12 protein-coding genes are annotated in these 12,049 nt (G+C 68.1%); 9 read left to right on the top strand and 3 right to left on the bottom strand.

Translation table 11 applies throughout. The features are described from left to right. Window positions 1-300: 300 nt before the first annotated feature. From JNW87_RS01560 to JNW87_RS01535, 5 genes are all read left to right on the top strand, one after another. Window positions 301-1,371 (top strand): IS110 family transposase, encoded by a 1,071-nt coding sequence (locus tag JNW87_RS01560; RefSeq protein WP_238452812.1) that lies wholly within the window; start codon window positions 301-303, stop codon window positions 1,369-1,371. A 755-nt stretch (window positions 1,372-2,126) separates the two neighbouring features. Next, a complete protein-coding gene (locus JNW87_RS01550; RefSeq protein ID WP_238452811.1) occupies window positions 2,127-2,360 on the top strand; it encodes an FHA domain-containing protein in 234 nt (77 codons plus the stop codon). Between the two features lie 357 nt (window positions 2,361-2,717). Continuing rightward, window positions 2,718-3,536 (top strand): ABC transporter ATP-binding protein, encoded by an 819-nt coding sequence (locus JNW87_RS01545; RefSeq protein ID WP_238452810.1) that lies wholly within the window; start codon window positions 2,718-2,720, stop codon window positions 3,534-3,536. A 16-nt stretch (window positions 3,537-3,552) separates the two neighbouring features. Next, on the top strand, window positions 3,553-4,431 hold the full coding sequence (locus JNW87_RS01540) for an ABC transporter permease (protein ID WP_238452809.1): 879 nt from the start codon (window positions 3,553-3,555) through the stop codon (window positions 4,429-4,431). A 51-nt stretch (window positions 4,432-4,482) separates the two neighbouring features. Continuing rightward, entirely contained in the window at window positions 4,483-5,523 is a 1,041-nt protein-coding gene (locus JNW87_RS01535; RefSeq protein WP_238452808.1) for an ABC transporter substrate-binding protein, read from the top strand. Between the two features lie 88 nt (window positions 5,524-5,611). Here JNW87_RS01535 and JNW87_RS01530 read toward each other — a convergent pair whose 3' ends face one another. Next, window positions 5,612-6,418, bottom strand: a complete 807-nt coding sequence (locus tag JNW87_RS01530) for an IclR family transcriptional regulator (RefSeq protein WP_238452807.1) — start codon at window positions 6,416-6,418, stop codon at window positions 5,612-5,614. Between the two features lie 317 nt (window positions 6,419-6,735). On the opposite strand from JNW87_RS01530, the gene JNW87_RS01525 reads away from it, so the two are divergent. The 4 genes from JNW87_RS01525 (at window position 6,736) to JNW87_RS01510 (ending at window position 10,682) form a co-directional block, all read left to right on the top strand. After that, window positions 6,736-7,986, top strand: a complete 1,251-nt coding sequence (locus tag JNW87_RS01525) for a CaiB/BaiF CoA-transferase family protein (RefSeq protein WP_255543272.1) — start codon at window positions 6,736-6,738, stop codon at window positions 7,984-7,986. A 1-nt stretch (window position 7,987) separates the two neighbouring features. After that, on the top strand, window positions 7,988-8,908 hold the full coding sequence (locus JNW87_RS01520; RefSeq protein ID WP_238452805.1) for a hydroxymethylglutaryl-CoA lyase: 921 nt from the start codon (window positions 7,988-7,990) through the stop codon (window positions 8,906-8,908). A gap of 186 nt (window positions 8,909-9,094) precedes the next feature. Next, a complete protein-coding gene (locus JNW87_RS01515) occupies window positions 9,095-9,799 on the top strand; it encodes an AfsR/SARP family transcriptional regulator (protein ID WP_238452804.1) in 705 nt (234 codons plus the stop codon). A 79-nt stretch (window positions 9,800-9,878) separates the two neighbouring features. Then, window positions 9,879-10,682 carry a hypothetical protein gene (locus JNW87_RS01510; RefSeq protein ID WP_238452803.1) on the top strand — a complete coding sequence of 268 codons (804 nt, stop codon included), beginning with the start codon at window positions 9,879-9,881 and terminating at the stop codon, window positions 10,680-10,682. A 102-nt stretch (window positions 10,683-10,784) separates the two neighbouring features. Here JNW87_RS01510 and JNW87_RS40365 read toward each other — a convergent pair whose 3' ends face one another. Both JNW87_RS40365 and JNW87_RS01500 read right to left on the bottom strand, forming a co-directional pair. After that, window positions 10,785-11,471, bottom strand: coding sequence for an integrase core domain-containing protein (locus JNW87_RS40365; protein WP_238452802.1), 687 nt, complete (start codon window positions 11,469-11,471; stop codon window positions 10,785-10,787). A 115-nt stretch (window positions 11,472-11,586) separates the two neighbouring features. Then, window positions 11,587-11,847 (bottom strand): hypothetical protein, encoded by a 261-nt coding sequence (locus JNW87_RS01500; protein ID WP_238452801.1) that lies wholly within the window; start codon window positions 11,845-11,847, stop codon window positions 11,587-11,589. Window positions 11,848-12,049: the final 202 nt, after the last annotated feature.

The following is a 12,049-nucleotide window of genomic DNA, read 5'->3' as shown; positions in this document are numbered from 1 at the left end:
GTGTGTCTCCCGGCGCACCGATTCTGCGCCGCACGGGATCGGCGTCAAGACCAAGCCGCTGACGCGGTCGACCTCCGGTCGAGCCTTGACCCCGACCCCTTACCGGCGTTTGCCTGCACCGAGCCGGGAATCAGCACAAACCGGTCGCAGCAGTCCGACCAAAAAGGGTTGACACGGCCCCACTCCTTCAGGAATGACAGATCCGGTTTCGCGGGGGCCTCCTCAGCTCAGACGCATTGACGAGAGTCGGCTCTCGGTGCGTTGGACATCGGTGGTCACGGAGCTTGAGGAGGTCCCGCGATGTCAATCGTAGGTGGCTTGGACATCCACCGGAACCAGTTGACGTTCGACTACGTCGAGACGGAGACGGGCAGGCAGGAGCGGGGCCGTATCGCCGCGGCCGACCGGGAGCGCCTGGCCGCCTGGCTGACCCGTTTCGACATGAGCACGTCGGTGGCGTTTGCGTTGGAGGGGTGCACGGGCTGGCGATACGTGGTGGAGGAGATGCACAAGGCCGGAGTGCATCCGCACCTGGCCGAGCCGGCCGACACCGCCGCGCTGCGCGGACCTAAGAGGCGCGCCAAGACGGATAAGGCGGACGCGAAGCACCTGCGGGAGCTCCTCGACGCCGGCAGGCTGCCGGAGTGCTACATCCCGCCCGAACCGGTGCTGGAGTGGCGGGCCATCCTGGAGCTCTACAGCGACCTGCGGGCCGAGCACACCGGGTGGGCGCAACGTGTCCATGCGACCTGCTTCCACCAGGGCACCACCGCGCTGGGCCAGGCGGGGGTGGTTCGCGGCAGCCGCGAGAGGCTGATGCGCATCGTCTCGGAGCAGCTGTCGCCGGCGGGACGGCTGCAGGTGAACACCGCATTGTCGGTCATGGATACCCTGGATGAGCATCTTGGCCGGCTGCGCCAGCGGATCGTGGCCACCGCCCGGCAGGTGGCCGGGGCGCAGGCGCTCATGGACGCCATCTACGGGGTCGGGCCGATGACCAGCCTGGCGCTGGTGTGCTGGCTCGGCGGCGCGGACCGCTTCTCAGCCTCCCGCAAGGCGGTGAGGTTCGTCGGCCTGGACATCACCGTGCGCTCCTCGGACAGCAAACGAAGCCCGGGCCGGCTGTCGCGGCAAGGGCCCGAGGTGCTGCGCTGGCTGCTGTTCGAGGCGGCCAAGACCTCCGCGCGAAGCCACGCCCCGGCTCACGGCTACTACACCTCGGTGCGGGAACGCTACGACGGCAACCGGGCCGCGCTGTCCCAGGCCCGGCGCATCGTCCGCCACGCCGTGCACATCCTCACCGACCTCGGCGATGACGCATTCACCATCACCCGCCAACCCACCTCGTCGTCCGCAGTGGCCGCCCGGTGACGTCCGGGGATGTGGACGTGGACCGGCAAACAGTCATCGCGATGGGGTACCAACCGCGGCCAGCTCCCGCCAATCCGCTGTCAGACCGCGTCCCCGCCGGCCATCGGCGCCGCGGACGGCCCTATGAGACTGAGCGGCCGCACCCCCGCCGGGCGGGGGTCACCCAATCGATCATCATGTCTCGGGCTCAGCCAACTCGTGCCCGAAGGCCATAGGTAAGCCTGGCTGCCCCCGCCCACACCCCGCACCACCACCAGGGACCCCACCAGCCACCGCCCGAGGAGCCGCCCACCCCGCACACCAACACCGCTCCCGCCAACCTCTTCCCCCGCCCCCGGCGCCTGATCATCCGCCCACCGCCGGCCGCGTCAAGGGCGCCTACGGCGTCGCTCCGCGACCGCGCACGCGCGGCCCTTGACCCGACCACCCGCAGGCGGTCTACAGCACCCATCGGGGGCGGGGAGGAAAATGGACCACGCCCAAAACCACCTGGTCAGTACTCGAAACACCTCGTTGACGCACACCCTTGATGCAGGTAAGCGGATGCGTACCTCACCGTCGTATCGACGGACCGGGCGGCTACTCGAATTGGTCAGAGAGCTTCGTCAGCTTGGTGACGTACGCCGGCCAGTCATGGTCGTGGGGGACGTTGGTGTTCTCCCGCCGCAAGCCGATCGCCCCGTCGTGCTGCTCGCGCATGATGTCGGCGTGACCCGCGTGACGCGCTGCTGGTCGCCCAACCGGACGGCTGGGCGGTGGTCGACCTGGAATCGTCCAACGGCACGTACCTCAACGACCCGTCGTCGGATCCGATCGATCCGAACGTTCCCGTACCCGTCATGGACGGCGACAAGATCTATCTCGGCGCGTGGACGGTCCTGACCATTCCACCGGCCGTGAGCTTGTCGTTAACCTCGGCGTTCAACGGCCGCGGCCCATCCTCTGTAGATGCGGCGTGTCGTGGAGACGGGAGAGCGGCCACCGTCTGAATGATCCTTCGGTTCCCGAGCAAGGACGCGAAGGACAGCGAGCGAGGGCCCGACCCACATTGCCGGGCGGAGACTCGCTACGCGGGCTCTGGCGTACCGGGGCATTTCCGAAACGGCGTGGCGAGCCCGCCCTCAGGCTCGTGCACACCACATCTTTCGACGCCGCAAGGCCTTGCGCCGCCCGCAGGGCGGGCCCTATGGTTTGGGTCACATAGTGGTTCAGGAACCCACCATGCGGAGTCGGCGCGCCAGTCGTCGATCCGGGTGCTGATCTCCCGAGGGCGGCAGTCCCACGTGGCGCCCGTACCGGTGGTGGTGGGGTCGCTGACCGTCACCGAGCCACCTGGAGGGAGCCGTATGACCGACGGTGCGCCTGCGGTGCAGCTGAAGGGCTGCACACGCCGCTTCGACACTCCGGCGGGAGGCGAGTATGTGGCCGTCCGTGACGTCGACCTGACGATCCCGCGTGGACGGTTCGTCTCCATCGTCGGACCCACCGGCTGTGGGAAGTCGACGCTGCTCAACATGGCGGCAGGGCTGCTGCGGCCGTCGGCCGGCGAGGTGTTCAGCTTCGGAGAGCCGTTGCGCGGGCTGAACCGCCGCGCTTCCTACATGTTCCAGCAGGACGCCCTGCTTCCCTGGAAGACCGTTCGGGACAACGTCACGCTGGGTCTGCGGATGCGCGGAGTCGCGGCTAAGGAAGCCAACGAGAAGGCCAGCGAGTGGCTCCGGCGGGTGGGGCTGGAAGGCTTCGGCAACCGTTACCCCTACCAGCTCAGCGGTGGCATGCGGAAGCGCACGACGGTCGCCCAGACGTGGATCGTCGACCCGGACGTCCTGCTGATGGACGAGCCCTTCTCGGCGCTGGACGTCCAGACCCGCCAGCTGATGGAGAACGAGTTGCTCCAGCTGTGGCAGGGCTCCGAGAAGGCCGTCCTCTTCGTCACCCACGACCTCGACGAGGCGATCGCCATGTCGGACGAAGTCGTGTTGCTGGGGGTCGGGCCGGGCAGCCGGGTCGTCGGTCGCTACGAGATCGACCTGGAGCGCCCTCGCGACCTGATGGACATCCGCTCACGGCCGGAGTTCACCCGTATCTACCGAGAAATCTGGTCGCAGCTGAAGGAAGAGGTGATGAAGACCTATGCCCAAGGGACGCCTGCCCTCGCGGTCTGAGGCCGAGGAGATTCTCGTGGTCACGAGCTCCGCTGTTTCGCTGGCAGGCCAACCTGCAGGCGCCACCGGCACAGAGACGGAGCCAGCCGACCAGGCGCCGGTTGGGCCGCCTCGTCGGCGCCGCGGTGGTCGCCGCCCCCTGATCCACAGCCTGCAGGTCGCACTGGCCGCCGCAGTGCTAGGCGGCTGGCAGCTGTTCACGTCGCTGGGGCTGGTCGACCCGTTCTTCTTTCCCAAGCCCACCGACATCGCTGCGCGGATCTGGGAATGGATCTCGACCGGCTACATCCTGGACGACCTGTACGTCACCTTGGAGGAGGCGCTGCTCGCCTTCGTCATCGGCTCGGCGCTCGGACTGATCGTCGGATTCGTGCTGGCGCGGATGTCACTTGTGGCGGGGGTGCTCGATCCGTACCTGAAGATGTTCAACGCGTTGCCCCGGGTCGTACTGGCGCCGATCTTCCTGCTCTGGTTCGGGCTGGGAATCTGGTCCAAGGTCGCTTTCGGTGTGACGCTGGTTTTCTTCATCGTCTTCTTCAACACCTACCAGGGCGTGCGCGACGTCGACCGGGTTCTGGTCGACAACGCCCGGATGCTGGGCGCGAGTGAGCAGGAACTGATCCGCCACGTTTTGCTGCCCAGCGCGCTGACGTGGATCTTTTCCAGCCTGCACATCAGCGCGGGCTTCGCGATCACCGGCGCCGTGGTGGGCGAGTACCTCGGCGCGGCCAAGGGCGTCGGCTACGTTATCGCCCAGTCCGAGGGCGTCTTCGACACCACCGGCGTATTCGCCGGGATGATCATCCTCATGCTCGTGGTCCTCGTCATCGACCTACTGGTCAACCGCCTCGAAGCACGTCTGCTCCGTTGGCAGCACTCGGCCAGGACCGCCTGAGCCCCCGTCTCCGCTCTCACCGTCCGCGACAAATCGTTGAAAGGTGCCTCGATGCGCATTATCCGACGAATTCGACTGGTTGGACTTGGTGTCGCCCTTGCCGCGCTGGTCGCAACGGCCGGCTGCAATTCGGCCGCGCCATCGGCCGCAGCGGGTTCCGGCGGGACCAGCAAAGTCACGATCGGAATCGGAGGTCAGGTGCTGCTGAGTTACCTGCCCACCACCCTGGCCGCTCAACTGGGCTACTACAAGGAGGAGGGCCTCGACGTCGAACTGCTGGACCTGCAGGCGGGGTCCAAGGCGCTGCAGGCCATGATCGGTGGCAGCACGACGGTGACGTCCGGCTTCTACGAGCACACGATCCAGATGCAGCAAAAGCACCAGGAGATCAAGGCGTTTGTCACCATTCTGAAGCTGCCGGGAATCGTGCTCGCGGTGTCGCCGAAGAAGGCGTCGAGTATCAACTCGGTGGCGGACCTCAGGGGCAAGGTGGTGGGAGTCACCTCGCCGGGCTCGTCGACGGACTTCTTCCTCAAGTACCTGCTTTCTAAGAACGGCATGTCCGCCACCGACGTCAGCGTCACCGCTATCGGTGCCGGTCCCACCGCAGTTGCTGCCATGGAAGAGGGAAAGGTCGACGCCGCGGTGATGCTTGACCCGGCGGTCTCGCAGGTGGAGAGGCGCGCGGGCAACCTGAAGGTGCTCTATGACCTGCGGACCGAGGCAGGCGTGGAGTCCGTTTACGCCACTCATTCCTTCCCAGGCGCTGTCCTGTACGCCAAGTCGGCATGGCTGGAGAAAAACCAGGAAACCGCTCGCAAGCTGTCGCGGGCGATCGCCCGGACGCTGGAGTGGATCGCCGCGCACAGCGGCGCCGAGATCGCAGCCAAGATGCCCGCGTCGTACGCCGGTGGCGATGTCGACCTTTACGCAAAGGCGATCGACGCCGCGAAGCCGATGTTCTCCGCCGACGGGAAGATGCCGGCCGACGGCCCGGCGGCGGTGCTGGAGACGCAGCGAGTCAGCAATCCGGAGATGAAGGGTGCTGACGTCGACCTGAGCAAGACCTACACGAACGAGTTCGTCAAGTAGCAGCTGGCGCGGCCGCCGACGTCCCAACCGGGATCATCGGCGGCCAGGCTGGTCTCGACCTGGTGCGCTAACTCCGCATCGCTCCGGTTCAGCGAGAGGCGGTGGTGGCGGCGGAAACGCCAGAGTCGTAGCCCATGCGACGGGACGCATCGGCTGCGGCTTCGATCACCAGCGGTGCCAGCCTCGGCACGTCGGTGGGGGTTAGCCGCTGCGAAGGTGCCCCGATGCCGAGGGCCGCTACCAGTTCACCGCTGAGCCCGAACACCGGTGCGCTGATCGACGCCGCGGCCTTCTCGCGTTCCTCGAACGAGGCGGCGTATCCGTCGCGGCGGACCTGCTTCATCTGCGAGGTGAGGAGGTCTATGTCGGTCACCGTCTCCGGGGTGAACCGGCTCAGGCCATGGGCCACGGCGTCGCGGAAGGCGCCCGTGTCGTAGGCGAGGAACACCTTGCCCGCGGATCCGGCGTGGAGTGCCATGACCATGCCGACGCGGAACAGCCGCATGACGATGTGCCGAGTCTCGGCCAGCGCGACCACGGTCCGGTACGGCCCGTCCCGAACGTACAGACAGGTGGTCTCGCCGGTTTCGTCTCGCAACTGCTGCAGCACCGGCCGGGTGAGACGGACCAGGTCCAGCCCGTAGGTGCCTGGTGCGGACCAGCGAACCAGGCCCAGCCCGATGCGATACTCGTCCCCGTCGCGGTCCAGGAAGCCCTCGCGGACCAGGTTCTGCACCAGCCGCTGACACGTGCTCGCCGGTAGTCCGCTGGCCTGGCGGATTTGCTGCAGGGTCAGCGTGGGCCGCTCGACACTGAAGCACTCCAGAAGGGCACGCACCTTCTTCAGCACCAGGATTGGTTGTAGGGCGCTGCCACCGGTCGCGCTCTTCGTCATGGGCACCTCCCAGCCGGCGACGATTCTATCGTGGCCACACCACATCGTGGGTGACTGAACCGTTGCAAGCCTGTTTCCGAGACGGAAAGGCAGCGCCGGATGGGCCGCCTGGATGACGTGTGCGGGGGGAAGCATCCCGCAGTCGGCGGCCTGACTCGTGCTCGCCTCCCCTTGACCCCGTGAGAGGCGGCCTGCAATATGGGTTTGAGACCCGCGATATGGGTCTGATGTTGGAACGGTTACCCGCAATCCGGACGCGGCGCGCCTTCGAGGCGCGACCAGCGTGATGAGCGAACCCGGCCAGGAGGCCAACAGACATGAGCACGGACACCGCGGCCCTGCCCGACGACGTCGTAGCCGAGCCGCGCGGCTCGGGGCCGCTGCAGGGCATCCGGGTGCTCGAACTGGGCAACTTCATCGCCGCTCCGACCGCGGGTCGCCTGATGGCCGAGTTCGGCGCCGACGTGACGAAGGTCGAGCGCCCGCGCACCGGGGACGAGTTGCGGCGCTGGCGGCTGCACGCCGGGGACACTTCCCTGCTGTGGCGGGTGATGGGGCGCAACAAGAGGTCGGTGACCCTGGATCTGCGGCACCCACGAGGTCGAGAGATCGCCCTGGAACTGGTTCGGCGAGCCGAGGTGGTGTTGGAAAACTTCCGGCCCGGCACGCTGGAGCGGTGGGGACTGGGCCCCGAGGAACTACGGGCGGTGAACCCGAACGTCGTGTTGGTGCGTATCTCGGGCTATGGCCAGACCGGCCCCTACCGGGACCTCCCCGGATTCGGCGGGGTCGCCGAGGCGATTGGCGGTGTGCGGCACCTGACCGGATACCCCGATCAGCCCCCGACCCGGGTCGGGGTGAGCTTGGCCGACTCCGTCGCCGGCCTGTACGCCGTCATCGGCGCGCTCATGGGTCTCCAGCAGCGAATGCGGCGGGGCACCGGTGAGGTGGTCGATGTCGCGCTCTACGAGGCGGTCTACTCGCTGATGGAATCGCTGATGCCCGACTTCGACGCGTTCGGAGTGGTGCGTGGTCCCACCGGCAGTTCCATTCCCGGCATCGCACCGTCGAACACCTACCGATGTGGCGACGGAAAGTACGTCGTGATCGGCGGCAACGGCGATGCCATCTTCAAGCGCCTCATGCGCCTGGTCGGCCGGGACGACCTGGCCGCGGACCCCCGCATGGCCGACAACGCCGGGCGGGTTGAGCACGTCGACGAGCTCGACGAGGCGATCGGCCAGTGGACCGGGGCGCGCCGCCAGCACGATGTGCTCAAAGGGCTGAAGGGTGCCCAGGTGCCGTGCGGGCCGATCTTCACCGCCGAGGACATCGCCAAGGATCCGCACTACGAGGCGCGCGACATGCACCAGCGGCATGGCGTGCGCATCGACGCAGAGGAGGAGATCGAGATTACGTTCCCCGGCATCGTCCCCAAGCTTGAGACCAGCCCCGGGCGCATCAACTGGCTCGGCCCGGAACTGGGCGCCCACACCGCATCAGTGCTTGGCGAGCTCGGCCTCGGTGCCGACGCCCTCGCTGAACTGCGCGACCAGGGCGTGATCTGACGTGGGCGAAACGGCGGACAGCGTCGTCATCACCGAGGTCGTGCTTCGCGACGGCCTGCAAAACGAGGCCACAGTGGTGCGCACCGCCGATAAGGCACGGCTCGCAACCGGCCTCGTGGAGGCTGGCCTGACCTCCTTGGAGGTTGGTGCCTTCGTCAACCCCGTACGCGTGCCACAGATGGCCGACACCGACGAGCTGCTTCGGACGTTGGGCGCTGGCCTGCCGGCACGACTGCACACATTGGTGTTCAACACCCGCGGTGCGGAGCGCGCCGCCGCCGCCGGGGCGCGCCATGTTCGCTTCGTCGTCTCGGCGAGTGAGGGGCACAGCCGGTCGAACACGGGCGTCGGGGTGGCGGAGTCACTGGACCGGATCGAACGCTGTACGGAGATTCTGGCAGCAGCGGGGATCTCACTCGAGGCGTCCATCGCGACGGCTTTCGTCTGCCCCTTCGACGGAGATACGCCGGTCGAGCAGGTCACCCGGATCGCGGCCCGGCTCGTCGGGCTTGGTGCCCAGGTTATCCACCTGGCCGACACCATCGGCGCCGGGAGCCCGGGCCAGGTGCGCCGCGCTGTAAGCGCGGTCCAGGACCAGCATCCCGCCACGCCGGTCGGCTTGCACCTGCACAACACGTACGGCATGGCGGCCGCGAACGCCTGGGAGGCCATCAGGTTGGGGGTCCGGCGGTTCGACGCATCCCTCGGCGGGCTCGGCGGCTGCCCCTTCGCTCCAGGTGCCTCGGGCAACGTCGGCACCGACGACCTGGTCCACCTCTTTCACCGCGAAGGTATCAACAGCGGCATCGACGAGGCGCGCCTCCATGAGCTCCGTGAGGAGCTCGCCGTCCTCGTCGGGCACCGACTCGCCTCCGCACTCGCGGCCGTGCCGTCTGCCTCGTCGCGGCTCCGGCCGCAGTGAACACGCTGTCGGCGCCCCACCCAACCGTCCGCCACGGGGGCCGGAGTCCACTTCGCCGCGGTTCGATTCGGGGCCGCGGTGTCATCGATCCGACGATGCACGGCCGCCCGTGAACCCTTGGCAAGCCGTGAACTGGCTGGCCAGACTGCTATTCGGGGGGTTGGCGCCTAGCCAAGGACTTGGGGCGTGGTCGCGGTGCCGGTGGAGTTCCGCCTGCTCGGCGACGTGGAGGCGCGCATCGACGGGACCCTGGTCGAACTCGGCCATGCTCGGCAGCAGTGCGTGCTCGTGGCCCTGCTGGTCGAGGCCAACCGCACGGTACCCATCGATCAGTTGCTGGAGCGGGTGTGGGGAGACCGTCGCCCGCAGCGGGCCCGTGGCACCCTCTACGGCTATCTCTACCGGCTACGGCGCGCCCTCGCCGGCGTCGCCGATGTCAGCCTCGTGCGCCGGTCGAGTGGGTACGTCCTCACGGTCGACCCCATGTCCGTTGACCTTTACCGGTTCCGCCACCTGATCGCCCGGGCCCGCTCGGCCGGCGACGACGAGGCCGCCACGCTGCTCGGGCAGGCGCTGGACCTGTGGCGTGGGGATGCGTTCGAAACGCTCGGCACACCGTGGCTGAACGCCGTCCGAAACGCCTTGGACGCGGAGCGGTTTGCGGCTGAGCTCGATCGCAATGACCTCGCGCTGAACCGTGGCGGGCACAACTGGCTGCTGGGTCAGCTTTCCGCGCGTGCCGAAGAGCGCCCGTTGGACGAACGCCTAACCGCCCAGCTGATGCTCGCGCTCTACCGCTGCGGTCGTCAGGCCGACGCCCTCGACCGGTACGAGCTGATCCGGCAGAGACTGGCAAGCGAGGTGGGCCGACCCCGGCCCGCCGCTGCGTAAGCTGCACCACCGGATCCTGACCGCCGACCCGGCGCTCGCCGTCGCTGCTGACGTCGGTCCCGGTCCGCCGCGATTGCCGGTGCCCCGCCAGCTGCCGGCGTCGCCGCAGTCGTTCGCCGGTCGGGTCCGCGAGCTCCTCGAGCTCGACAGCGTGATCGGCGGTCGGTCCGATCGCCGCGGCACGGTGGTGATTTCGGCGATCGGCGGCGCGGGCGGCGTGGGCAAGACCTGGCCGGCCTTGCGGTGGTCGCACGACAACCTGGAAAGGTTCCCGGACGGGCAGCTGTACGTCAACTTGCGCGGGTTCGATCCGGACGGCGATCCGGTACCCCCGGCGGTTGCGGTGCGCGGATTCCTGGCCGCCAGCTGGGCCGGCACCGGGGAGCCCTCCGCCCTGCCCAGGGGAGGCTCGATGGCCGATGAGCTGGAGGAGCTGCGCGCTGCGGCCAGAGCCAAGGGCGCCGAGTTCGCCGAGCACCAGGTCGTGACGTCCGCCGAGAACACGGTGGCCCACTCGCGGATGCGGGAACTCGGCGAGGAGAGCACGAAGGCGTACCGGCGAATCGCCGCTGCGCGGGGCAGGGTCACCAAGGCATTGAAGGACGGTGACGCCGAGAAGATCGCCGCGGCGCACGCCCACCTTGCCACCGTGCAGCGGGAGTTCGAGGCGATAAGCGATGCAAATCTGGCCGAGTCGTTCGCGCTCAACCGGGCGTCGCTGGACCGCGCGATCCTCGTCCTGCTGGCGCTGACACCGTTCCTGCCGCATGCCACGCCGTTGCTCGCCGCGATCCTGGCCGCCGCGGCCCTGTTGGCGGTGGCGGTGGCCGACGCCCGGCGGGCCCGGGGCAAGCCGCCCGAGGCGGCGGCACCCCCTTACTGAGCACACCCGCATGTCGCCGGCGGGCGATACCATCCGCGGGTGCCCTTCTCGATCGTCGCCCGTTCCGCCGACGGCTTGTCGGGCTCGTAAATCAGATTCGGGCTACGCTGCCTGCGAGTATTCGTTGATCAATCCGCCCAGGATCGGGCGTCGTTGGACGCGAGCACTGCTGAGGTCAACGACCTGCGGTGGCGGGTTCGGTGGTCGCTGGCCGAGTGATCGGTGTGGCCGGTGGCCGTTGTAATGCTTGGTGTACTCGGTCAGGACGCTCGACAGGTGCCGTTCGCCGGCGATGAGCATCCGGTCAGTGCACTCGCGCCGTACCGTGCCGACCCACCGTTCCGCGTAGGCGTTCGCCCTCGGCGCTTGTGGCGGTATTCGAATCACGTCGATGCCCACTGCGGTGAAGACCGTGTCGAAGGCGGCGGTGAACTTCGTGTCGCGATCGCGGAGCAGGAACCGGAGCCCGTCGGCGCGCTGGTCGAGGCTCATGAGCAGGTTCCGTGCTTGCTGAGTGACCCAGGTGCCGGTCGGGTGTGCGGTGACACCGACGACGTGGACGTGCCGCGTGGCGAGCTCGATGAAGAACAGTACGTAGATCCGTTTCAGGAGCACGGTGTCGACGGTGAAGAAGTCGCAGGCCAAGATGGTGTGCGGCTGAGCGGTCAGGAACTGCTTCCAGGTCGGTCCCGTTCGGCGGGGTGCCGGGTCGACGCCGGCTTGGTGCAGGATCTTCCATACCGTGCTGGCCGCGAGCGGGTGGCCCAGACGAGCCAGCTCGCCCTGCACCGGCGATGCCCCCAGGTCGGGTTCTCCGCGGCCAGGCGCAGGACCAGTTCCCGGATCTCGCGGTCTACGGGTGGCCGGCCGGGTCGCGCGTGTGGGTAGGTCGAATGTCGTGCGATCAGCTGTCGATGCCAGCGCAGCAGGGTCGCCGGGGTGACGAAGAACGCCGCCCAGTGTTGCCGAGGCAGCAGCCGCGACAACGCCGCCAGCACCACCCGGTCCGCGGGCTGGAGATCGGGTCGTGCACCTGCCGGCGCAGCACCGCCACCTGATGCCGTAAGACCAGGAGTTCGACGTCCTTCGCGCCGCCGTCCCGGGCGAGCTGGGTCAGCATCTGCAGGATCTGACGCAGGAGCAGGTACACCAGCGAGGCCGCCATACCTTGGATCGTCGCCGCCCTGATTGGGCCGACCTCGCACAAAGCCGCACGTCACAGCCACCGAACCGAATTTACGAGCCCAACAGGTCTCACAGACTCCATTGGCAAGTCCCACTGAGATCAAGCGCGACCGATCATGGAAGGGATAGTAATAGGGCGCAATGCTGACGCCGGCCCGCGTTGGCTCGCGAGTCACTCATCT

This window comes from Micromonospora sp. ATA51 (genome assembly GCF_016802855.1).
In the GTDB taxonomy this organism is placed as follows: domain Bacteria; phylum Actinomycetota; class Actinomycetes; order Mycobacteriales; family Micromonosporaceae; genus Micromonospora; species Micromonospora sicca.
The sequence above is the reverse complement of the archived record's forward strand: the minus strand, read 5'-3'. Positions and strand labels throughout refer to the sequence as shown.

Coding starts and splice junctions, on each gene's coding strand:
- JNW87_RS01545 (WP_238452810.1), top strand. CDS start 2,718: ATGACCGACGGTGCGCCTGCGGTGCAGCTGAAGGGCTGCACACGCCGC.
- JNW87_RS01560 (WP_238452812.1), top strand. CDS start 301: ATGTCAATCGTAGGTGGCTTGGACATCCACCGGAACCAGTTGACGTTC.
- JNW87_RS01525 (WP_255543272.1), top strand. CDS start 6,736: ATGAGCACGGACACCGCGGCCCTGCCCGACGACGTCGTAGCCGAGCCG.
- JNW87_RS01500 (WP_238452801.1), bottom strand. CDS start 11,847: ATGGCGGCCTCGCTGGTGTACCTGCTCCTGCGTCAGATCCTGCAGATG.
- JNW87_RS01530 (WP_238452807.1), bottom strand. CDS start 6,418: ATGACGAAGAGCGCGACCGGTGGCAGCGCCCTACAACCAATCCTGGTG.
- JNW87_RS01535 (WP_238452808.1), top strand. CDS start 4,483: ATGCGCATTATCCGACGAATTCGACTGGTTGGACTTGGTGTCGCCCTT.